This is a genomic window from Variovorax atrisoli, assembly GCF_014195185.1.
In the GTDB taxonomy this organism is placed as follows: domain Bacteria; phylum Pseudomonadota; class Gammaproteobacteria; order Burkholderiales; family Burkholderiaceae_C; genus Variovorax; species Variovorax atrisoli.
This window is the reverse complement of the sequence record NZ_JACIBG010000004.1, coordinates 147,723-170,566: the sequence shown is the minus strand read 5'-3', so window position 1 is coordinate 170,566 and position 22,844 is coordinate 147,723. Positions and strand designations below refer to the sequence as shown.

Here is a 22,844-nt window from a genome sequence, read left to right as displayed (position 1 = left end):
GCAGCGCGGCGTGGGGCTTCGCGAAGCTTTCTACACTGGGCGCCGTTCCCGGTTTTCAAAATGACGATTCCCGATCCCGTTTCCCCACCTTCCTCCCTGGCCGCGCTCGAGGCCCGGCTCGCCCAGGACCTCGCCTACCTAGGCTGGCCCGCCCGCAACTGGATGCCCGCTCGGCAGGCCGCCGGTGGCGAAACCATGATCGACGTGGCCATCATCGGCGGCGGGCAGGCCGGCCTCGCCGCCTCGGTGGCGCTGGCGCAGCTGGGCATCCGCGCCGTGATCTTCGACCGCTCGCCAGCCGGCAGCGAAGGCCCCTGGGCCACCACGGCCCGCATGGAGACGCTGCGCTCGCCCAAGGAGCTCACCGGGCCCGCGCTGGGCCTGCCCGCGCTCACCTTCCGCGCCTGGTTCGAGGCCCAGTTCGGGCTGGAGGCCTGGACCGCGCTGGACAAGATCCCGCGCCTGCAGTGGATGGACTACCTCGTCTGGTACCGCCGCGTGATGAACGTGGACGTGCGCAACGGCATGGCCGTGACCGCCGTGCAGCCCCTGCCCGACGCGGCCGGCGTGCGCCTCGAACTGCGCTCCGGCGATGGCGAACGCAGCAGCGTGCTGGCGCGCCGCCTGGTGCTGGCCACCGGGCGCGACGGCCTCGGCGGCCCGGCGGTGCCGGCCTTCGTGAACGCCCTGCCGCGCTCGAAATGGGCGCATTCCTCCGACGAGATGGACTACGGCCGGCTCAGGGGCCTGCGCGTGGGCGTGATCGGCGCGGGCTCCTCGGCCATGGACAGCGCCGCCACCGCGCTCGAAGCCGGCGCCCACAGCGTCGAACTGCTGATCCGCCGCCCCGACCTGCCGCGCGTCAACAAGGGCAAGGGCGCGGGCGTGCCTGGCCTCACGCACGGACACTACGACCTGCCCGACGAGCTCAAGTGGCGCATCCGCCACTACATCAACGTATTGAACGTGCCGCCGCCGCACGGCAGCACGCTGCGGGTGTCGCGCCATCCCAATGCCTTCTTCAACTTCGGCTGCCCGGTGCTGTCGGTCGAACCGAAGGGCGAGGGCATGGTGGTGTCGACGCCCAGGGGCGATTTCGAATTCGACTTCCTGATCGTCTCCACCGGCTTCAAGGTCGACTGGCCGAACCGCCCCGAGTTCGCCGCCATCGCGCCCCACGTGCGCACCTGGAAGGACCGCTTCACGCCCGCCCCCGGCGACGAAGACCAGGAACTGGCCGATTCCCCCGACCTCGGCCCCGCCTTCGAGTTCAAGGAGCGCTCGCCCGGCGAATGCCCGGGGCTCGCACGCATCCACTGCTTCTGCTATCCGGCGGCGCTCTCGCACGGCACGGTGTCGGGCGACATTCCCGCCATCAGCGATGGCGCAAAGCGACTGGCCAGCGGCATCGCGAGCCTCTTCTACCGCGAGGACTTCGACCAGCACTGGGCCTACCTCCAGGAGTTCGCGGAGCCCGAACTCTTCGGCGACGAATGGACGCCCGCGCTGCCGCCCCAGGAGAGAAATCGATGAGAAGCCGACAAGAGACCGATAAAAGACCCATGAGAAACCGCGAACCATGACAAGCACACCCGTTTCCGATGTGATCGATGCCGTCGTCCCCCTGGCGCCGGACCAGCCCACCTGGGCGCTGCGCCGCCAGCGCGAGAAGGTGCTGGCCGCGACCCAGGGCAGCTATGACGCGATGTTTTCCCCTGCGGTCGAAGGCCTCTCGGTGGCCGAGCGGCTGTTCGTGGCGCTGCACGCCTGCCGCGTCTCGAAGGCCGACAGCCTGGCCGGGCACTACCGCGACCGGCTCGTGGCCGAAGGGGCCGACGCCGCCGTGATCGCGGCCGTCGATGCCGGCAAGCCCGTGGCCGACGCGCGCCTGCAGGCGGTGCTGGCCTTCACCGGCAAGCTGATCGAGCGCCCCATCGAGGGCGACAAGGCTGCCGTGCAGTCGCTGGCCCAAAGCGGCCTGTCGACGCCGGCCATCGTGGCGATGAGCCAGCTGATCGCCTACCTGTCTTACCAGATCCGCGTCGCCGCGGGCCTGAAGGCGCTGGCCGCGCTGGAGGTTGCTGCATGAGCGCCGCGCCGGGCCGCCCCAAGCAAGCTCGCACCGCAGTGCGAAGCACGAAGGTATTCCAATGAGCGCTCCGATCCGCATCAAGGGCTTCACCAACGAAGTGCTCAAGTGGAAGCCGTGGCTCGACACGGTGGACGTCGACACCGCCACGCCCGAGCAGCTCGCGGCGCTGGACGAGATGAGCCCGCAGGCACGCACCTCGCCCTACTTCCTGGTGCTGGCGCACCAGCCCGAGATACTGCTGCAGCGCTCCATCGCCTTCAACGCGATCATGTTCGCGCCGGGCGGCATGCCGCGCGCCGAGCGTGAACTGGGCGCCACGGTGGAGTCGCGCGTCAACGGCTGCGTGTACTGCGCCTCGGTGCATGCGCAGCGCTTCGAGCAGCTGGCAAAGCGCAACGACGTGATATCGCAGGTGTTCGAGGAGCCCGAGGGCGCCGGCACCACGGACCGCGAGAAGGCCATCGTCGAGTTCTCGATCCGCCTGGGCGCCGAGCCCGACAAGGTTTCGGCAGACGACGTGCGCAAGCTCAAGGAGGTGGGGCTGGGCGAGCTGGAGATCCTCGACCTGATCCACTCGGTGGCCATCTTCGCCTGGGCCAACCGGCTGATGCTCAACCTCGGGGAGCCCGTGTTCCCCGAGACCGACGCCTCCGAGGCCTCATAGGCGCCCGAGCAGGCCGGCGACGGTCTCGTCCGCCAGGCCCAGCGGCCCGACGAGGTCGTTCTCGCGGCGGTAGTCGATGCCGTTGACCAGCGAGGCCGCGTCCACGATGGTCCGCGTGGCGGGCGTGGGCACGCCGGCGATGGCCCCCAGCGCCTCGACGAAGGCCAGGCCGTAGGGCATGTCCTCGCTCAGGTAGCGCGTGTCCGTCTGCGTGGGGCCGGGCGGACCGCCGCGCTTGGCGTGCAGCTCGGCGGCGATGTCGGCGAGCTTTTCGGAGGTGGTGCCGAAGGAGCGCGCGAAGTGCGCCTCGATGGGGCCGAGCTCGATGCCGAAGGCGGCCGCCACGGCGCGGCGCTCGGCATCGAGCGCCTCGATCGCGCGCGACACGCCGGGCGTCATGCAGTGGTACTGCGGCCAGTTCTCGGCGCGCTCGATGCGTGTCCAGTTGAAGACCGCGAGCGGCCCGTGCGACTGCGGATTGACGTTGGCCAGGGCGCTGGCGAGCGCGCTGCCCTGCGCGGAGAAGCCTTCGCCGAAGAGTTCGGTGCACAGCGCGACGGCCTCGTCGACACGTGCGCCGGGCAGCGCGGAGACGCCGACCGCCTTGCGCCGCGTCATCACGCGGACCCGGGTGCCCGACTCGCGGCGCGCCGTCAGCACGGTGGTGCCGAAGCTGGCGACGGTGAGACGCTGCAAGCCCGCGCGCACCGCCGCCTCGTGCAGGTAGAGCGACGACAGCGAGGCCATCGAACTGACGATGACCGTCTGGCCGTCGCGCAGGAAGGGCAGCAGCGCGTCCATCACGCGCCTGTGGCCGTTGACCGGCAGGGCGACCAGCAGCACGTCCGAGGCGGCGCAGAGCCCGGCCGCGTCATCGGCGACCTCGACGCCCACCGAGAACGACTCGATGCCGCCGGCTTCCAGCGGCTGCGTGCGCAGGGCATCCGCCCCCCGGCCGCCCGGCGACCAGATCGTGACGCCATGGCCCGCCCGCCGCAGCCAGGCCGCGCTGGCCAGCGCGATCGCCCCGGCGCCCGCGATGCCGACGCGATACCGCTTCGCCGCGACCGTCAACGCCGCCTCTCCATTCGGGAACGCCGTGGAACCGGCTCGGCCGGGCCACCGTTGCTGCCCCCGGCGGGGGGGCCGGCGAAGCGACACGAAGTGCGTGAAGCCTGGGGGAGAGCCAGCCTATTCAACTTTGATGCCGCCCTGCTTGATGACCTTGGCCCAGCGCTGGCTGTCCTCGGTCACGACCTTGCCCAGCGCCGATGCGCCGCCACAGGTGTTGACCGCGCCCAACTGGGCGAAGCGCTGCTTCGTCTCGGGCAGGTTGCACACCTCGACCAGCGCAGCGGAAAGCTTCTCGACGCTCGCCGCCGGCATGCGCGCTGGCGCCATCACGCCGACCCAGACCGGCACCTCCATGCCCGGAAGGCCGGTGGCATCGCCGATGGTCGGGGCCGAGCCCATGCCCGGCAGCGCGGCGCGCGAGAAGGTACCCAGCACGCGGGCCTTGCCGCTGGCGACCATGGGCTCGATCGAGGCCACGCTGGTCACGATGGTCGCCACCTGGCCGCCCAGCAGGTCGGTGAGGGCCGGCGCGGCGCCGCGGTAGGGCACGTGCAGCAGGTTCACGCCGCCGGCCTGCGCCAGCAACGCACCGGTCAGGTGCGAGACGGTACCGTTGCCGGTGGATGCGTAGGTCACCTGGCCGGGCCTGGCCTTGGCGTCGCGCAGCACGTCGGCCACCGTCTTGTAGGGGCTTTCGGCGCGCACCGAAAGCGTCATGGGGGTGTCGCCCACCAGGGCGACGGGCACCAGCTCGTGGACCGGGTCGTAGGGCAGCTTGGCCTGCAGGTGCGGCGCGATGGTGACCGCGCCGCCGGTGGCCAGCAGCACCGTGGCTCCGTCGGTCGCCTTGGCCACCGCATCGGCGGCCACGATGCCGCCGGCGCCGGCCTTGTTGTCGATGATGACCTGCTGGCCGAGCTTGTCGGTGAGCTTGGCGCCCAGGTAGCGGGCGATGACGTCCTGCGCGCCGCCGGTGGCGAAGGGCACGACGATGCGCAGGGGCTTGTCGTTCTGCTGGGCCCAAAGGGGTGTGGCGGCGAGGCCGGCGGCGGCCGCGAGGGCCAGGGCGAGGTGTTTCAGGCGCAGTTTCATGGTGTGTTTTCGTCCGCGGCGTGTAACGGGGGGCATGCATTTTTCGCGAAACACCGCGGAACCGGCTTTGCCGTGCCGCAGGTGTTGCCCCCGGAAGGGGGTTGGCGAAGCGACGCGAAGTGAGCGCGGCCTGGGGGCGAGTCTAGTCCGGCGCGATAATCCCGCGTTCCCGGCCGCCTTGCGCCGGGCTCTTGCCGAACCGCCATGAATCCCAGCTACAAACCCAGCGACGTCGAGTCCGCTGCCCAGGCGCAATGGAGCGCCGCCGATGCCTACCGCGTGACCGAGGACGCGAGCCGCAAGAAGTACTACGCCTGCTCGATGCTGCCGTACCCCAGCGGCAAGCTGCACATGGGCCACGTGCGCAATTACACGATCAACGACATGCTCACGCGCTACCTGCGCATGAGCGGCTACAACGTGCTGATGCCCATGGGCTGGGACGCCTTCGGCCTGCCGGCCGAGAACGCGGCGCTGAAGAACGGCGTGCCGCCGGCCAAGTGGACCTACGAGAACATCGCCTACATGAAGGGCCAGCTCCAGGCCATGGGCCTGGCCATCGACTGGAGCCGCGAGATCGCCACCTGCGACCCGAGCTACTACAAGTGGAACCAGTGGCTGTTCCTGAAGATGCTCGAGAAGGGCATCGCCTACCGCAAGACCCAGGTCGTCAACTGGGACCCGGTCGACCAGACCGTGCTGGCCAACGAGCAGGTGATCGACGGCAAGGGCTGGCGCACCGGCGCGACGGTCGAGCGCCGCGAGATCCCGGGCTACTACCTGAAGATCAGCGACTACGCCGAGGAACTGCTCGAGCACACCCAGCACAAGCTGCCGGGCTGGCCCGAGCGCGTCAAGCTGATGCAGGAGAACTGGATCGGCAAGAGCGAGGGCGTGCGCTTCGCCTTCACGCACGACATCAAGGGCGCCGACGGCAAGCTCATCCAGGACGGCCGCATGTACGTGTTCACCACGCGTGCCGACACCATCATGGGCGTGACCTTCTGCGCCGTGGCGCCCGAGCATCCGCTGGCCGCGCATGCCGCCACGCTCGACCCCAAGGTCGCGGCCTTCATCGAGGAGTGCAAGAGCGGCGGCACCACCGAGGCCGAGCTCGCCACCCAGGAGAAGAAGGGCGTGCCCACGGGCCTGACGGTGACGCATCCGATCACCGAGGAGCAGGTGCCGGTGTGGGTCGGCAACTACGTGCTGATCAGCTACGGCGACGGCGCCGTGATGGGCGTGCCCGCGCACGACGAGCGCGACTTCGCCTTCGCCAACAAGTACGGCATCGAGATCATCCAGGTGGTGCTGGTCGACGACGAGCCGCACTTCGACTATCACAAGTGGCAGGACTGGTACGCCGACAAGCAGCGCGGCGTGACCATCAACTCCGACAACTTCAGCGGCATGACCTACAAGGAGGCCGTGGCCGCCGTGGCGCACGCGCTGGGCCAGAAGGGCCTGGGCGAGATGCAGACCACCTGGCGCCTGCGCGACTGGGGCGTGAGCCGCCAGCGCTACTGGGGCACGCCGATCCCGATCATCCATTGCGATGAGCACGGCGCGGTGCCGGTGCCCGAGAAGGACCTGCCGGTGGTGCTGCCCACCGACTGTGTGCCCGACGGCTCGGGCAACCCGCTGCACAAGCATGAAGGCTTCCACGCCGGCGTGGTCTGCCCCGTGTGCGGCAAGCCCGCGCGGCGCGAGACCGACACGATGGACACCTTCGTCGACTCGTCGTGGTACTTCATGCGCTACTGCGACCCGAAGAACGACGAGGCGATGGTGGCCGGCGGCGCCGACTACTGGATGCCGATGGACCAGTACATCGGCGGCATCGAGCACGCCATCCTGCACCTGCTGTACGCGCGCTTCTGGACCAAGGTGATGCGCGACCTCGGCCTGGTGAAGGCCGACGAGCCCTTCAGCAAGCTGCTGACGCAGGGCATGGTGCTCAACCACATCTTCTACGCGCGCAACGAGAAGGGCGGCAAGGACTACTTCCCGCCCTCCGAGGTCACGCCGGTGCTCGACGCCCAGGGCCGCATCGTCGGCGGCACCACCGCCGACGGCACGAAGGTCGAATACGGCGGCGTCGGCAAGATGGGCAAGAGCGAGCGCAACGGTGTCGACCCGCAGGACCTGATCGAGAAGTACGGCGCCGACACCGCGCGCCTGTACACCATGTTCACCGCGCCGCCCGAGGCCACGCTCGAGTGGAACGACGCGGCCGTCGAGGGCAGCTTCCGCTTCCTGCGCCGCGTGTGGAACTTCGGCGTCTCGCAGGCCGACGTGGCTCCGGTGGCCGTGGCCGGCCAGGCCTTCGGCAAGAACGCCCAGGCGCTGCGCCGCGAGGTGCACACCGTGCTGCGCCAGGTCGACTACGACTACCAGCGCATGCAATACAACACGGTGGTGTCGGGTGCGATGAAGCTGCTCAACGCGCTGGAAGGCTTCAAGCCCGACGGCAGCGCGGGCGACGCCGCTGCGGTGCGCGAGGGCTTCGGCATCCTGCTGCGCTGCCTGTACCCGGCCACGCCGCACATCGCCCAGCAGCTGTGGAACGAACTCGGCTACGACAAGGACCTGGGCGGCCTGCTCGACGCGCCCTGGCCCGTGGTCGACGTGGACGCACTGGTGCAGGACGAGATCGAGCTCATGCTGCAGGTCAACGGCAAGCTGCGCGGCAAGCTCAGCGTGCCGGCCGGCGCCTCGAAGGACGAGATCGAGAAGCTCGCGCTGGCCTGCGACGACTTCGTCGCGTTCGCCGAAGGCGCGCCGGCCAAGCGGGTGATCGTGGTTCCGGGCCGCCTGGTCAACGTGGTCATCTGAATCGCCGGACGAACGGCTCAATCAACCAAGCAAGCATGAACACTCGCAATGTCTCGCTGCCGCGCCGCGGCCTCCTCCTCGGGCTGGCGGCCGGTGCCTCGATGGGCCTGGCCGGCTGCGGCTTCAAGCTGCGCGAGGCGCCCGTCTTCGCGTTCAAGTCGCTGTCGGTGTCGGGCAACTCGGCCATGATCAACCAGATCCGGCGCGAGCTGAGGGCCACGGGCACGGTGACCGTGCTGCCGCCCGAGGATGCGTCCAAGGCGGACGTCATCCTGGAGGTCCTGGGCGAGGACCGCAACCGCATCGTGATCTCGACCAATTCGGCCGGCCTCGTGCGCGAGCTGCAGCTGCAGCTGAGGGTGCGCTTCCGTCTGCGCACGCCGGCCGGCAAGGACCTGTTGACCGCCGGAGACGTCTCGCAGACGCGCGACCTGAGCTTCAACGAGACCAACGCGCTGGCCAAGGAAGGCGAGGCCGACCTGCTGTTCCGCGACATGCAGTCGGACATCGCGCAGCAGCTGATGCGCCGGCTGGCGGCGGTCAAGGAAATCTGAGGCAGTCGCCTTCGCTTCTTCCATGCAACTCGCCAGCGCACAGCTCGCGGCCCATCTGCAGAAGGGCCTGAAGCCGCTCTACACGATCCACGGCGACGAGCCGCTGCTCGCGCAGGAGGCGGCCGACGCCATCCGCGCCGCGGCGCGCGCGCAGGGCTACACTGAGCGCAGCTCGTACACCGTGGCCGGCGCGCACTTCGACTGGAGCGCGGTGCTCGCGGCCGGGGGCTCGCTCTCGCTGTTCGCCGACAAGCAGATGGTCGAGATCCGCATTCCCTCGGGCAAGCCCGGCAAGGACGGCAGCGCGGCCCTGCAGCAGCTGGCCGAATCGGCGGCCGGCAACGACAGCACGCTCACGCTGGTGATGCTGCCCAGGCTGGACAAGGCCACGCGCACCGGCGCCTGGTTCTCGGCGCTGGAGAACAACGGCGCGAGCATCCAGGTCGATCCCATCGAGCGCAACGCGCTGCCGCAGTGGATAGCGCAGCGCCTGGGCCAGCAGGGACAGCGCGTGATGCCGGGCGACGAAGGCCAGCGCACGCTGCAGTTCTTCGCCGACCGCGTGGAGGGCAACCTGCTCGCGGCACACCAGGAGATTCAGAAGCTCGCGCTGCTGCATCCGGCCGGCGAGCTGAGCTGGGAGCAGGTGGAAGGCGCAGTCAACAACGTGGCGCGCTACGATGTGTTCAAGCTCTCCGAGGCGGTGCTGGCCGGCAATCCGCAGCGCGTGGCGCGCATGCTCGACGGGCTGCAGGCCGAGGGCGAGGCCGAAGTGCTGGTGCACTACGCCATCGCGGAGGACATCCGCGCCCTCAAGCGCGTGAAGGACGCCATGGCAGCCGGCCGTCCGCTGCCGATGGCGCTGCGCGAGAACCGCATCTGGGGCCCGCGCGAGCGCGCCTTCGAGCGGGTGCTGCCGCGCCTCGACGACCGCATGCTCGCCCGCCTGCTGCGCGCCGCGCACGTGGTGGACGGCATCGTGAAGGGGCTGAAGCAGCCCGACTGGCCCGCCAGCGGCTGGCAGGCCCTGCAGCGGCTGGCGCTGATGCTGTGCCGCGCCTGCGGCAGCGCGGGCGGCACGCCGCGGCGCGCCTGAAGGCTTTCCGGTCGAAGCGGGCTGGCGGCTTCAGCCGCCAAAAGGCCTGCGCCAGCCGGGCGGCGGGTCGGCGTGGGAAAATAGCTCGATGAACGCGTTCAACGTAAGCGAACACATGCAGACCCTGGGTCTGCAAGCCAAGACCGCCGCATTCCTCATGGCCCGTGCCGATGCGGCCAGCAAGAACAAGGCGCTGAAGGCGCTGGCCCGCCGCCTGCGCGAAGCCGGCCCGGCGCTCGCCGAGGCCAACCAGAAGGACCTGGAGCGCGCCACCGCCGCCGGCCTGCCGGCGCCGATGGTCGACCGCCTGAAGCTCACCCCCAAGGTCATCGAGACCGTCGCCCAGGGCTGCGAGCAGCTCGCCGGCATGGCCGACGTGATCGGCGAGATCATCGGCATGAAGCAGCAGCCCAGCGGCATCCGCGTGGGGCAGATGCGCGTGCCGATCGGCGTCTTCGGCATGATCTACGAGAGCCGGCCCAACGTGACCATCGAGGCCGCGAGCCTGGCGATCAAGAGCGGCAACGCCGCCATCCTGCGCGGCGGCTCGGAAGCCATCGAGTCGAACAAGGCGCTGGCGCTGCTGGTGTCCGAGGCGCTCGGCGAGGCCGGCCTGCCGGTCGATGCGGTGCAGCTCGTGCAGACCACCGACCGCGAGGCAGTCGGCCAGCTGATCGCCATGCCGGAATTCGTCGACGTGATCATTCCGCGCGGCGGCAAGGGCCTGATCGAGCGCATCAGCCGCGACGCCAAGGTGCCGGTCATCAAGCACCTGGACGGCAACTGCCACGTCTACGTGGACGACACGGCCGAATTCGAGATGGCGCTGCGCATCGTCGACAACGCCAAGACCCAGAAATACAGCCCCTGCAACGCCGCCGAAGGCCTGCTGGTGTCGGCCGCGGTGGCCGAAGACTTCCTGCCCGAGATCGCCGCCATCTTCGCGGCCAAGGGCGTGGAAATGCGCTGCGACCCGGCGGCCGCGGCCATCCTGCGCGAGAGCGAGGCGCTGGGCGCGGCCAACCCGCCGGCGAAGATCGTCGATGCGGTGGAGTCCGACTGGTACGAGGAATACCTCGCCGCGGTCATCAGCATCAAGGTGGTGGCGGGCGTGGACGAGGCCATCGCCCACATCAACCGCTACTCGAGCCACCACACCGACGCCATCGTCACGCGCGACCACGTGAATGCCCAGCGCTTCCTGCGCGAGGTCGATTCGGCCAGCGTGATGGTCAATGCGAGCACACGCTTCGCGGACGGCTTCGAGTTCGGGCTGGGTGCTGAAATCGGCATCAGTACCGACAAGTTCCATGCGCGCGGCCCGGTGGGCATCGAAGGACTGACCTCGCTCAAGTACGTGGTGCTGGGGCAGGGCGAAGTCCGGACCTGATGGTTCTCATGGGAGCGGTCGATCCGATGCGCCCGCGCGCGGTCTTGTCATTGGGGCGACCAGCCCCAAATCCTACAATTCCACTCCACCTTTAAGCACAAAACCAACAAGGCCGCTGCATGGTTCCGCATCTAGTCACCGCCCTGACCGGCCCGATCAACGAACTGGAGCAGCGGGTGCTCGACTCGATGCCCGCCATCGAGCGCTGGTTCCGACTCGAGTGGATGGAGCACACGCCGCCGTTCTACAGCGCCGTCGACATCCGCAACGCGGGCTTCAAGCTGGCTCCGGTCGACACCAATCTCTTTCCGGGTGGCTGGAACAACCTCACCAAGGAAATGCTGCCGCTGGCGGTGCAGGCCGCCCAGGCGGCCATCGAGAAGATCTGTCCGGAGGCGCGCAACCTGCTTGTCATTCCGGAAAACCACTCCAAAAATACCTTTTACCTCGCCAACGTCGCGCAACTCGTGCGCATCTTCCACATGGCGGGCCTCAATGTGCGGATCGGGTCGATCGATCCGGCCATCAAGTCGCCCAAGAAGATCGAGCTGCCCAACGGCGAGACGGTGACGCTGGAGCCGGTGGTGCGCACCAAGCGCCGCCTGGGGCTCAAGAACTTCGATCCCTGCACGATTCTGCTCAACAACGAGCTTTCTGCAGGAACTCCCGGCATCCTCGAGGATTTGCACGAGCAGTACCTGCTGCCGCCGCTGCACGCAGGATGGTCGGTGCGTCGCAAGAGCAACCACCTGCACAGCTACGAGGAGTTGTCCAAGCGCTTCGGCAAGCTGCTGGGCATCGATCCGTGGCTCATCAACCCGATCTACGCGCGCGCCGAGGGTGTCGACGTGGCGGGCGGCCGCGGCATCGACGTGCTCACCAGCCACGTGGATGCGGTGCTGACCAAGGTGCGCCGCAAGTACAAGGAATACGGCATCAACGAGAAGCCCTTCGTGGTCGTCAAGGGCGGCCACAGCGGAAGCGGCAGCCCCGGCGTGGTGACGGTGCGCGACGCCAAGGACGTGGAGGCGCTGATCGGCAAGCCGCGCGGCAGCGCCGGCGCCAGCGTTCCTGCGGCATCCGCGCGGAACGCCGCCGGCCGCGACCTGCGGGAGCCGACGGAACTGATCGTGCAGGAGGGCGTGCTCACCAACGAGCGCGTGCACAACGGCGTGGCCGAACCGGTGGTCTACATGATGGACCGTTACGTGGTCGGCGGCTTCTACCGGGTCCATGCCGAGCGCGCCGCCGACGAGAACCTGAAGTTGCCGGGCGCGAGCTTCGTGCCGCTGGCTTTCTCCGAAAGTGCGCACTTGCCTCAGCCGGGCGCCAAGCCTGGTGCCAGCGCCCCGAACCGCTTCTACATGTACGGGGTGGTCGGCCGGCTCGCGATGGTGGCCGCCAGCTACGAGATGGAAGCGACCGATCCGGACGCCGAAATCTACGAATGATTCCCGGGGGCCGCTTGCGGCGATGGCCGCCGGCGGCAAAATAGCGGCCCCACAGCAACGGAAACAAAAGGGCGGGAGGGTCCTGCAGGTGGACTAAAGTTCACATCTGTCACACCCCCCGGCGTGCCTGACACGCCGAATCGCAGCCTGTCCCTTTTCCCATCGACTTCGTGTCAGCCCCCAAAAATCTCTCAGCCGGCCTGATCGTCGGCGCCATCGGCGTCGTCTATGGCGACATCGGCACCAGCGTGCTGTACGCCGTCAAGGAAGTGTTCGGGCACGGCCACGTGCCTTTCACCGTCGAGAACGTCTACGGCATCCTGTCGATGTTCTTCTGGACGCTCACCGTCATCGTCTCCATCAAGTACGTCGTGCTCGTGCTGCGGGCCGACAACGAAGGCGAGGGCGGCCTGGTCGCGATGCTGGCGCTGGCCTCGCGCGCGGTGCACGACAAGCCCAGGCTGCGCCACCTGCTGCTGGTGGTCGGCATCTTCGGCACCTCGCTCTTCTATGGCGACGGGGTCATCACCCCGGCCATCTCGGTGCTCTCGGCGGTCGAGGGCCTGGAGGTGGTGTCGCCGCACTTCACGCACTACGTCATTCCGCTCACGCTGGTCGTGCTGTTCTGCCTCTTCGTGGTGCAGAAGCGCGGGACCGCGGGCATCGGCAAGTTCTTCGGGCCGATCACGCTGACCTGGTTCCTCGCGATCGCGGTGCTCGGCGTGTCGCAGATCCTGCACCACCCCGAGATCCTGAAGGCGCTGAACCCGTTCTACGCGCTGAAGTTCATGTGGGACAACCCGGGCACCAGCTTCATCCTGCTGGGCGCGACCGTGCTGTGCGTGACCGGTGCCGAGGCGCTCTACGCCGACCTCGGCCACTTCGGCAAGAGCCCGATCCGCATCGCGTGGTTCTCGGTGGTGATGCCGGCGCTCACGCTCAACTACTTCGGCCAGGGCGCGCTGCTGCTGGAGAACCCCGAGGCGGTGAAGAACCCCTTCTTCATGATGGCGCCGGAGTGGGCGCTGATTCCGCTGGTGCTGCTGGCCACCGCCGCCACCGTGATCGCGTCGCAGGCACTCATCACCGGCGCCTTCAGCGTCACGCGGCAAGTGATCCAGCTGGGCTACCTGCCGCGCCTGAACATCGAGCACACCAGCGTGCGCACGGCCGGACAGATCTACATCCCGCTGGTCAACTGGGGCCTGTTCGTGGCGATCGTGCTGGCGGTGGTCATGTTCCGCTCGTCGAGCAGCCTGGCCGCGGCCTACGGCATCGCGGTGACCACCGACATGCTGATCACCACGGTGCTGACCTTCTTCGTGATCCGCTACGCGTGGAAGCTGCCGCTGGCGCTGTGCATCGCCTCCACCGCGGTCTTCTTCGTGGTCGACTTCCTGTTCTTCGCGTCGAACCTGCTCAAGCTGTTCGAGGGCGGCTGGTTCCCGCTGCTGATCGGCGGCTTCGTCTTCACGTTGATGATCACCTGGAAGGAAGGCCGCCGCCTGATGGGCGAGGCGCAGCACGCCGACGCCATCGACCTGAAGTCCTTCCTCGACTCGGTGTTCGTGAGCCCGCCCGTGCGCGTCGACGGTACGGCGGTGTTCCTCACGGCCGAGCCGGGCGTGGTGCCCAACGCGCTGCTGCACAACCTCAAGCACAACAAGGTGCTGCACGAGCAGAACATGTTCGTCACCGTGCGCAACCACGAGGTGCCGTGGATCCCGATGGACAAGCGCATCGAGATCGAGCCGCTGGGCCACCACTGCTGGCAGATCACCGTCCACTACGGCTTCAAGAACGACATCGACCTGCCGCGCGCCCTCGAGAACGCGCGCATGCGCGGCTGCCAGCTGGAGCAGATGACGACGAGCTACTTCCTGTCGCGCGACGTCGTCATTCCCACGCTGGGCAGCGGCATGGCGCCGTGGCGCGAGAAGCTGTTCGCGCAGATGCACCACAACGCGAGCGGCGCGGCGGCCTTCCTGGGGCTGCCGAACAACGCGGTGGTGGAGCTGGGGTCGAAGATCGAGATCTGAGCCCGGGCGCGGCTCAGTCGAATTCCCCCGGCCGCTCCTTCTCGAGCTCCGCCACGTGCGAGGCGATCGCACCCGGCGTGGTGAACCAGATATCGCCCCGGTCGCGTGCCTGTGCCAGCCGTGCGAGCGCCGTGCGCAGGTGCCGCAGCCGATAGGGCTGCCCCACGATGTAAGGATGCAGCGCCACGCCCATCACCAGCGGCTGCGCGCGCGACTGTTCGAGCATTTCCTCGAAGTTGTCGATCACCATCGCGCTGAAATCCTTCGCGTCCATCAGGCGGCCGACGATCATCGGGATGTCGTTGAGCTCCTGCGGGTACGGCACCGACCACAGTGATCCGCCGCCGCGCGTGCGCATGCGCAGCGGCTGGTCGTCGTGGCACCAGTTGAGCGTGTAGCCGTAGCCGGTCTCCGCCAGCAGGTCGGGCGTGACGGCGCTCTCGGAGATCCACGGCGAGAGCCAGCCCGCGGGCGCCTGCCCGCTCTCGCGCAGCATCCGCTCGCGGCAGCGAATCAGCAGCGCCCGCTCGTGCTCCTCGTCCAGCACGCCCTGGCGTTCGGCGTTGCTGTGGCCATGGCCGATCAGCTCGTCGCCGCGCGCCACGAGTGCCTGGACCAGCTCCGGGCAGTGGTCGTACAGCGCGGTGTTGACGAGCGCCCCGGTCGGCAGCGCGAGCGAATCGAACAGTTCGAGACAGCGCCACGCGCCGACGCGGTTGCCGTATTCGCGCCAGCCGTGGTTGAGCACGTCGGGCTGCGGCGAGGCCGGGCCGATGCATGCGCCCAGCCCGTCGCCGAAGGCGAAATGCTCGACGTTGAAGCCGATGTACACCGCCAGCCGCGCGCCGTTCGGCCACGCGTAGTCGGGCCGCCGGGTGATGGGCCGGTAGTCGAAGCGGTCGTGCGTGGGGAGCCGGTCGGGCCAGCGCGTGCTCATGCGGGTGGCCTCACAGCACGGCGAGGCCGGCGCGCACCAGCAGCCATTCGGCGCTGTCGTTCCAGACATCCATCTGCACGATCAGGCCGTGGCGCACCACGTAGCGGTCGACGTATCGGTTGCCCTCGAAGGCCGTGCCGTCCGGCCACGCGCCGTAGAGCGTGCCGAGGCTGTAGACCACCGTTTCCTCCGGCGTGCCGCCGGCCACCGTTTCGGTGCGCTCGATCTTCTTCTTGACCCAGGCGTAGCGCTTGGCGTTGAAGGCCGAGGTGTCGGCCGGCGCGTGCATGGGGCGGTTGCCGGTGAAGCGGATGCGGATGTCGGGCGCGGTGAAGCGCGAGGCCGACTGCGGGTCCGGGATCATCACCAGGCGCAGGAATTCGTCGACCACGGCGGCGGGATCGAGGGCAGGGCTGCCCTGCGAAATGGATGTGTCCACGAGGTTCTCCGGAAGTTGTCGGAGGTGGAGACTCGCAATTCCCGTGCCGGATGGTTGACTTTATCGGGCTCGGATTGTTGACCATCCTGCGCTTTCCGGCTCCCGGCACAATCGCCCCCGACGCGCGTTGCCCGGCCGGGCAGGCCGCGGCGGGCCGAAGAGAAAAAAGCCCCCGCCGGCAAGGACATCGCCGCTTCCGGCAACATCGCGCCCCGATACCCATGCCAACGGCCGCCGCGCCCCGGCAACGCAAGAAAGAACGCCTGATGAAAAACATCCTCTTCGTCGCCGATCCGCTCGATCACTTCAAGATCTACAAGGACACGACTTTCTCGATGATGCGCGAGGCGCAGCGCCGCGGCTACCGTATCGCGGCCTGCCTGCCGCAGGACATCCAGTGGAAGTCGGGCGGCGTGGTCACGGCCACGGTGCAGCAGATCACGCTTACCGGCGACGCGAAGGACTGGTACCGCGTCGACATCGCCGAGGCCAAGGCGTTGAAGGATTTCGACGCCGTGCTCATGCGCAAGGACCCGCCCTTCGACGCCGAGTACATCTACGCCACCCACCTGCTGGAGCAGGCCGAGCGCGAGGGCGCGCACGTGGTGAACAAGCCGCGCGCGCTGCGCGACCACCCCGAGAAGCTCGCGATCATGGAGTTTCCGCAGTTCGTCACGCCCACGCTGGTGACGCGCAGCGCGCAGGCCGTGCGCGACTTCCACGCCGAGCACGGCGACATCATCCTCAAGCCGCTCGACGGTATGGGCGGCATGGGCATCTTCCGCGTGAAGCAGGACGCGCTGAATCTCGGCTCCATCGTCGAGACGCTCAACAAGGACGGCGCCGAAACTATCATGGTGCAGCGCTTCGTGCCCGAGATCTCGCAGGGCGACAAGCGCATCCTCATCATCGCCGGCGAGCCCGCACCCTTCGTGCTGGCCCGCATTCCGCAGGGCACCGAGGTGCGCGGCAACCTGGCAGCCGGCGGCAAGGGCGTGGCCCAGCCGCTGACGCCGCGCAACCGCGAGATCGCCGAGACCGTGGGCCGCGCGCTCGCACCGCGCGGGCTGCTGCTGATCGGACTCGACGTGATCGGCGACTCGGTCACCGAGATCAACGTGACCAGCCCGACCTGCTTCCAGGAAATCACCGAACAGACCGGCTTCGACGTGCCGGCGATGTTCATCGACGCGCTCGAGGCGACCCTGCGCTAGCAGGGCCGCTGCCGGGCGCGCCGCGGCGATCGATCAGAAGTCGATCGTGCCGCTCACCGCGAAGGTGCGCGGCGCACCCAGCACCAGGTAGTTGCTGCCCTGCGTTCCGCCCACCGAGGCCCAGTACGACTTGTTGAACAGGTTGTCGATGCGCGCGCGCAGCGTGAGCAGGCGGCCGTTGCCGAGGTCGACCAGGTAGCGCGCACCCACGTCGAAGCGCGTCCATGACGGCACCGACTGCGTGTTGGCGGCGTTGGCGTACTGCTTCGAGGTGTAGAGCACGCGGGCGTTGAGCGACAGGTTGCGCACGCCGGGCACGTCCCATTCGGCGCCGAGGTTGGCCTGCTGCCTGGCCACGCCGATGGCGTTCAGCCCATCGGTGGCGCCGCCTTGCGTGCTCTTCTGCTTGGCGTCCAGCAGCGTCAGGCCGCCGAGCAGGCGCAGGCCCTTGGCGGGCTGGCCGAACACCGACAGCTCCAGGCCCTGGTTGCGCTGCTTGCCGTAGAGGCCGTAGGTCTGGCCCGAGTAGTAGTAGGTGGGCTGGTCGGTGGTGAAGAACGCCGCGCTGGCACCGAGCGTGCCGCCGTCGTACTTGACGCCGATTTCCTTCTGCTTGACCTGGTACGGCGCGAAGATCTCGCCCGCATTGGTGACGGGCAGGCCGTTGACCGTGCCCGGTGCCACGTTGCCCTTGACGAGGCCTTCGATGTAGTTGGCGTAGGCCGAGACGGTCGGCGTGATCTTGAACACGACGCCGGCCACCGGCGTGGTCTTGCTCCTGTCGTAGGTGCTCGACTGCTTGAGCGTGGTGTAGGCGTAGCTGGTCTGCTCGATGGTCTGGCGGCGCGCGCCGAGGGTGACGAGCAGGCGGTCGTCCATGAAGGACATCGTGTCGGCGACGGCCACGCTCGAGGTGTCGATCTTGTCGGTCAGGCGCGGGTTGTCCAGCGTGTTGGCTGTAACGTTGTTTGCGACTGGATAGGGGGATGCGTATGGCGCGTAGAGGTTGTTGCGCAGGGGGGCGAGAGCCGACGAAGTGGTGTATGCGTTGTCGCGATCGTTGCTGTACTTGGCCGCCGAGACCACCACCGTGTGCTTCACCGGGCCGGTGGCGAAGTTGCCGCGCACGCCGATCTCGGCCGTTCCGATGCGGTCCTTGCGGGTGTTGCTGAAGCGCGTGTTGCTGGTGTTGCCGAAGGCGTCGGCGAGCGTCGGGTTCGACAGCACGTTGTCCTCGTCGCTGCGGCGCACGCCGCCGGCGGCCCAGGCCGTGATGTTGTCGGTGATGTCGACTTCGCCGCGAAAGGTGGCGAACTTGTCCTTTTCCTTCGAATAGCTCCAGGGCTGGGCGAAGTTGGTGCGGGCGTCGGGCGCCCGCGGGAGCGGCAGCGCCGACGAAGGCGTCAGGCTCGGGCGGCCGTCCTTCAGGTCGTAGTCCTGGTAGCCGAAGTCGGCCGACAGGCGCACGTTGCGGTTGTGCCAGTCGAGGCCGACGTTGAAGGCGCTGAGCTGCTGGCTCTCGCTCTTCACGCCGGTGCCGCCTTCGCGGCGCACTGCATTCACGCGCACGCCGAGGCTGTCGTCGGGGCCGAAGCGGCGCGCCAGGTCGAGGTTGACGTAGCCCTGTCCGCCGGTCTGCACGCCGAAGCCGACGCGGGTGAGCGGCTCGTTGGGCGCGCGCTTGGGCAGCAGGTTGATCGCGCCGCCGATGCCGCTGCCACCGGGGGCCGCGCCATTCAGGAAGGTGTTGGCGCCGCGGAACACTTCCACGCGCTCGAAGAATTCCGAGGCGATGTACTGGCGCGGCAGCATGCCGTAGAGGCCGTTGTAGGCGACGTCGTCGGAATAAACCGGGAAGCCGCGCACCACGTACAGCTCCTGGAAGTTGCCGAAGCCGCGGGCCTGGCGCACCGAGGGGTCGTTGAGCAGCACGTCGGCCACGCTCTTGGCCTGCTGGTCCTGGATCAGCTCGTTGGTGTAGTTGGTGCTGGAAAAGGGCGTGCTCATCATGTCCTGGTTGCCCAGGATGCCGACCCGCCCGCCGCGCGACACCTGCCCGCCGGCATAGGGCTTGGTCAGGCCTTCGGCCGAGGCGTCGGCGCTGGCTTCGACGGTCACGGTGGACAGCGTGCCGCCGCTCGAGACCACCGGCCCCGCAGGCTCTGTGGCGGTTGTCTGCTGGGCCAGGGCCGCCGCGGCATTCAGCGCGAGCAGCGTTGCGACCACGGTCGGCCGGAGAGGGAAGAAGGAAGCGGGCATGAACGGTTCAATTTGCAAATGAGAACCGTTATTGTTTACTTTTCTGAACCTGCCCGTCGATACTTTCTTGCAATGTCGCCAAAAAGCGTCGGGCCAAAGACCGGCTTCGGCCTCAGCGCCCGACGTGCTGCCCGTCGACGAACACCTGCAGCTCGCCCGGTGCGAACTGGGTCCACGTCTCGTTGGTGGTGAGCGGCGCCGTCACCACCACGGCGACCCGGTCGTTGGGCGTGGTGTGCTGCGCGAAGTCGATCTCCAGGTCTTCGTCCGACAGCTGTGCCGTCACGAAGGGGTGCCGGCGCTCCACGTACCAGAGGTTGGTCGAGGCGTGCGCCCAGAGCGCCTGCCCGTTGGACAGCATGAAGTTGAAGGTGCCATGGCTCGCGAGCTGCGGCGCCAGTTCGCGCAGGGTGAGCGTCAGTTCCTCGATGCTCGGCACGCCCGCGTGCGACTTGGCCAGCTCCTGCATGATCCAGCAGAAGGCGTGCTCGCTGTCGGTGTTGCCCACCGGGTGGAAGTTGCCGTGCAGGCGCGGGCGGAATTCCTTCAGGTCGCCGTTGTGGGCGAACACCCAGTAGCGCCCCCACAGCTCGCGCACGAAGGGGTGGCAGTTCTGCAGGTTGACCTCGCCCTGCGTCGCCTTGCGGATGTGGGCGATGACGTTGCGGCTCTGGATCGGGTAGCGCCGGATCAGATCGGCCACCGGCGATTCGCTCGCCGGCTGGTGGTCGACGAAGTGCCGCAGCCCCCGGTCCTCGAAGAACGCGATGCCCCAGCCGTCGGCATGGTGGTCGGTGCGGCCGCCGCGTTGCGCGAAACCCGTGAAGCTGAAGGTCACGTCGGTCGGCGTGTTGCAGTTCATCCCTAGCAATTGGCACATGGCTGCGATTAGACCGCGATTCGCGCAGCCGCTGGCGCGCCGCGCCCTGAACCCGAGTGCCCGGACCGTGCAGCGTTACCGAAGAAACCGGCCTTCCTTCGTCACCCGCACCATCTCGATGAAGCGCGAGCCGGTGTTGCTGGCGCCGGTGAAGTCGATCTCCATGTTGCTCACGCGCAGCTTCATGGCCTTGAGCGTGGCGTGCAGCTTCGCGCGGGTCAGGTCGCGGCCGGTGCGGCGCAGCGCCTCGATCATCACCATCGCGTTCACGTAGCCCTCGTAGCTGAGGTAGCCGATGTCCACCTTGGCGCGCTCGGCGAGCTGGCGGTATTCCTTGGCGCCGGCGTCGACCTCGCTCCAGGGGTACGGCACGATCTGCGAGATGGCCAGGCCGCTGGTCTTGTCGCCCACCAGCCTGGCCGTGACGTCGCCGGGCACGATCGACATGCCGTAGAACATCTGGCGCCCGCCCGCTGCCCACGCGGCCTTCATCACCTCGCCGCCGATGGCGCCGCCCAGGTACATGATCACGGCCTGCGCCTTGCTGTCGGCCAGCGCCTTGCCGGCCGCTTCGTTGGCGCTGCCGTCGCCTTTCACGGCGACCGCCGCCTCGGGCTTGAGCTTCAGCGCCGTCAGCGCCTCGCCGACAAGCTGTGCGACTTCGGCACCGCCCGGATTGTCGAGATAGGCCACCGCGATGCGCGTGACGCCGATGGTCGTCAGGTGCTGTACCAGTGCCTGGGCCTCGCGCGCGAAGGTGGCGCGCACGAAATAGCCGGAGCCGCCGACCTTCTCGCGTGCCGAGTCGGACACCGCGTAGGCGCCCACCAGCGGCGCGCCGCTCTGGCTCAGCAGCTTGGCTGCGGCCGCGGTGGTGCCCGAGCCCACGCAGCCGAAGAAGGCAAAGGCGCGGTGCTCGCCCAGCAACTGCTCGTAGTTGGCGACGGCCTTTTCCGGCTTGAGCTCGTCGTCGAGCGACACCAGCCTGATCTTCCGGCCGGCGAGCCCGCCCTGGGCATTGACGGCGTCGAAGGCCAGACCCGCGCCGGCCATCACCACCTTGATCGGAACGCCCAGCGGGCCGCTCAGGATGCCGGTGTGGCCGAGGACGATCTCGGTGTCGGTGACGCCGTTCTCGGCAGCCAGGGCGGATGAAAGCGGGCCGAAGCCGGCCACGGCCGCGGCGGAGGCGGAGGCGGCGATGAAGTGTCTGCGGTGCATGAGGCCTGATTGCGATACAACTTATAACAATTGAATGCGAAAGGCCTGCATTCCGCCTCCGGGGTTTACCCCGTCTTGCGTGGCGCGTCCGGGGGGGCCTGGCGCAGCTGCCAGGCCGCGCACACGGCCAGTGCGCAAAGGCCGGCCAGCATCGCGAACACCTCGTCGAAGGCTGCGAGCCGCGCCGGGCTGGTCATCGGGTTGGCCAGCGAATCGCCGTGCGCTGCGAGGCGCCACTCCAGCACGATGGCGCAAAGGCTCACCCCCGCCGCGCCGCCGAGCATGCGCACGAAGTTGATCGCGCTCGCGCCCTGCGGGATCAGCGGCTTGGCCAGCGGCCGCATCGAGCCCAGGTTGAGCGAGGGCAGGATGAAGCCCAGCCCGATGCGCCCGATGATCGCGAACGCCACCAGCAGCCACAGCGCGCTGTCGAGCCGCAGCACCATCATCAGCGCGAACGAGGCCGCCAGCAGCGCGAGCCCGATGGTCACCAGCACCCAGGTCGGGTGCTTGTCGGCCAGCCGGCCCACGCCCCAGATGGTGAGCGCCAGCACGACGCCTGCCGGCAGCAGGATGGTGCCCACGTGCGAGGCCGACAGATGCAGCCCCACCTGCATGTACACCGGCAGCAGGTAGGTCGAGCCGAAGAGCGCCGTGCCGTAGATGAAGGCCACCACGCTCCCCATCGCGAACTGCCGGTAGCGAAAGAGCGCAAGGTTCATCAGCGGCGTGCCGCCCGAGGCCGCCAGCCGCCGCTGCCACCACACGAAGACGCCGAACGATGCCAGCGCGCCCGCCAGCAGCAGCGCCGCCTGCAGCGGCGAATCGCCGCGCAGCGCCACGAGGCCGTTGAGCAGGCACAGCGTGCCGACCGTGCCCAGCGCCAGTCCGCGTGCGTCCAGTCCGTCGCCGCGCGCGGCCGCCACGCCGCCGGGCGCGGTCTTGGGCACGAACTTGTAGGCGAGCCACAGCGACGCGAGGCAGAACGGCACCACCATGAAGAAGATCGAGCGCCAGCCGAACAGGTCGACCAGCACGCCGCCGATGCTCGGCCCCACGGCCGGCGCCAGCACCACGCCCATGCCGAAAATGCCGCTCGCGCGGCCCTGCTCGTGCGGCTCGAAGGCGCGCAGGATGATGATGGCCGGGATGGGCTGCACCACGCCAGCGGCCAGGCCCTCGGCCACGCGCGCGAACAGCACCAGCGAGAAGTCGTTGGCCATGCCGCCCACGATGCCGCCCACCAGCAGCAGGAGCATCGTGCCCACGTAGGTGCGGCGGTAGCCGTAGCGCGACAGCAGCCACGGTGTGGTGAGCATCGACACCGTCATCGCCACCATGAAGCCCGAGCTCACCCACTGCGCGCGTTCCTGGCCGAGCGAGAAGTGGTGGCTCATGCCAGGGATCGCCACGTTGACGATGGTCGAGGACATGATCGACGCCATCGTCCCCACCATCACCGACAGCAGCAGGTACCAGCGGTAGCGTTCGCCATAGCGCTGGCGCAGCGTGCCGATGGAGGGCGGGGCCGGCGTGCTCGCGGCTTCTGGGGTCGGAGGGGAGGTCATGGGGGCGGCGGAATGTCTCGGGTCCGTCGTCCTACAAGC

18 protein-coding genes are annotated in these 22,844 nt (G+C 68.6%); 10 read left to right on the top strand and 8 right to left on the bottom strand.

Annotated elements, in window-relative coordinates:
- Positions 1-60 precede the first annotated feature (60 nt).
- From FHY06_RS15995 to FHY06_RS15985, 3 genes are all read left to right on the top strand, one after another.
- The gene (locus tag FHY06_RS15995) at positions 61-1,533 is read left to right on the top strand and encodes an NAD(P)-binding domain-containing protein (protein ID WP_184605755.1); all 1,473 of its coding nucleotides are present in this window, start codon (positions 61-63) and stop codon (positions 1,531-1,533) included.
- A gap of 46 nt (positions 1,534-1,579) precedes the next feature.
- Positions 1,580-2,089 (top strand): CMD domain-containing protein, encoded by a 510-nt coding sequence (locus FHY06_RS15990; protein WP_019655588.1) that lies wholly within the window; start codon positions 1,580-1,582, stop codon positions 2,087-2,089.
- A 61-nt stretch (positions 2,090-2,150) separates the two neighbouring features.
- On the top strand, positions 2,151-2,756 hold the full coding sequence (locus tag FHY06_RS15985; protein WP_184605754.1) for a peroxidase-related enzyme: 606 nt from the start codon (positions 2,151-2,153) through the stop codon (positions 2,754-2,756).
- Here FHY06_RS15985 and FHY06_RS15980 read toward each other — a convergent pair.
- Positions 2,751-3,830 (bottom strand): NAD/NADP octopine/nopaline dehydrogenase family protein, encoded by a 1,080-nt coding sequence (locus tag FHY06_RS15980; protein WP_019655590.1) that lies wholly within the window; start codon positions 3,828-3,830, stop codon positions 2,751-2,753. The two genes, FHY06_RS15985 and FHY06_RS15980, sit on opposite strands and share 6 nt — an antisense overlap.
- A 117-nt stretch (positions 3,831-3,947) precedes the next feature.
- A complete protein-coding gene (locus tag FHY06_RS15975) occupies positions 3,948-4,922 on the bottom strand; it encodes a Bug family tripartite tricarboxylate transporter substrate binding protein (protein WP_184605753.1) in 975 nt (324 codons plus the stop codon).
- A gap of 204 nt (positions 4,923-5,126) precedes the next feature.
- Here FHY06_RS15975 and leuS point away from each other — a divergent pair, with 204 nt between their 5' ends.
- The 6 genes from leuS (at position 5,127) to FHY06_RS15945 (ending at position 14,287) form a co-directional block, all read left to right on the top strand.
- Positions 5,127-7,757, top strand: coding sequence for a leucine--tRNA ligase (leuS, locus tag FHY06_RS15970; protein WP_019655592.1), 2,631 nt, complete (start codon positions 5,127-5,129; stop codon positions 7,755-7,757).
- Between the two features lie 35 nt (positions 7,758-7,792).
- A complete protein-coding gene (locus FHY06_RS15965; RefSeq protein ID WP_019655593.1) occupies positions 7,793-8,311 on the top strand; it encodes an LPS-assembly lipoprotein LptE in 519 nt (172 codons plus the stop codon).
- A gap of 22 nt (positions 8,312-8,333) precedes the next feature.
- Positions 8,334-9,407 carry a DNA polymerase III subunit delta gene (holA, locus tag FHY06_RS15960; RefSeq protein WP_019655594.1) on the top strand — a complete coding sequence of 358 codons (1,074 nt, stop codon included), beginning with the start codon at positions 8,334-8,336 and terminating at the stop codon, positions 9,405-9,407.
- Positions 9,408-9,495: 88 nt separating this feature from the next.
- A complete protein-coding gene (locus tag FHY06_RS15955; RefSeq protein ID WP_019655595.1) occupies positions 9,496-10,797 on the top strand; it encodes a glutamate-5-semialdehyde dehydrogenase in 1,302 nt (433 codons plus the stop codon).
- 119 nt (positions 10,798-10,916) lie between these two features.
- Positions 10,917-12,248: a glutamate--cysteine ligase gene (gshA, locus tag FHY06_RS15950; RefSeq protein WP_019655596.1), complete on the top strand. Its 1,332-nt coding sequence runs from the start codon at positions 10,917-10,919 to the stop codon at positions 12,246-12,248.
- Between the two features lie 170 nt (positions 12,249-12,418).
- Positions 12,419-14,287, top strand: coding sequence for a potassium transporter Kup (locus tag FHY06_RS15945; protein WP_019655597.1), 1,869 nt, complete (start codon positions 12,419-12,421; stop codon positions 14,285-14,287).
- A 13-nt stretch (positions 14,288-14,300) separates the two neighbouring features.
- Here the strand turns inward: FHY06_RS15945 and FHY06_RS15940 are convergent, their stop codons facing one another.
- The gene (locus tag FHY06_RS15940; RefSeq protein WP_184605752.1) at positions 14,301-15,224 is read right to left on the bottom strand and encodes a polysaccharide deacetylase family protein; all 924 of its coding nucleotides are present in this window, start codon (positions 15,222-15,224) and stop codon (positions 14,301-14,303) included.
- A 10-nt stretch (positions 15,225-15,234) separates the two neighbouring features.
- Entirely contained in the window at positions 15,235-15,663 is a 429-nt protein-coding gene (locus FHY06_RS15935) for a hypothetical protein (protein ID WP_019655599.1), read from the bottom strand.
- Between the two features lie 266 nt (positions 15,664-15,929).
- Here FHY06_RS15935 and gshB point away from each other — a divergent pair, with 266 nt between their 5' ends.
- Entirely contained in the window at positions 15,930-16,877 is a 948-nt protein-coding gene (gene gshB, locus FHY06_RS15930) for a glutathione synthase (protein ID WP_132752009.1), read from the top strand.
- Positions 16,878-16,910: 33 nt separating this feature from the next.
- On the opposite strand, the gene FHY06_RS15925 is transcribed toward gshB, so the two are convergent.
- The 4 genes from FHY06_RS15925 to FHY06_RS15910 form a co-directional block, all read right to left on the bottom strand.
- Positions 16,911-19,136 carry a TonB-dependent receptor gene (locus FHY06_RS15925; protein ID WP_184605751.1) on the bottom strand — a complete coding sequence of 742 codons (2,226 nt, stop codon included), beginning with the start codon at positions 19,134-19,136 and terminating at the stop codon, positions 16,911-16,913.
- 112 nt (positions 19,137-19,248) lie between these two features.
- Positions 19,249-20,016, bottom strand: coding sequence for a class II glutamine amidotransferase (locus FHY06_RS15920; RefSeq protein WP_019655602.1), 768 nt, complete (start codon positions 20,014-20,016; stop codon positions 19,249-19,251).
- A gap of 75 nt (positions 20,017-20,091) precedes the next feature.
- Positions 20,092-21,237 (bottom strand): ABC transporter substrate-binding protein, encoded by a 1,146-nt coding sequence (locus tag FHY06_RS15915; protein WP_184605750.1) that lies wholly within the window; start codon positions 21,235-21,237, stop codon positions 20,092-20,094.
- Between the two features lie 65 nt (positions 21,238-21,302).
- Entirely contained in the window at positions 21,303-22,805 is a 1,503-nt protein-coding gene (locus tag FHY06_RS15910; protein WP_184605749.1) for a DHA2 family efflux MFS transporter permease subunit, read from the bottom strand.
- Between the last annotated feature and the right edge of the window lie 39 nt (positions 22,806-22,844).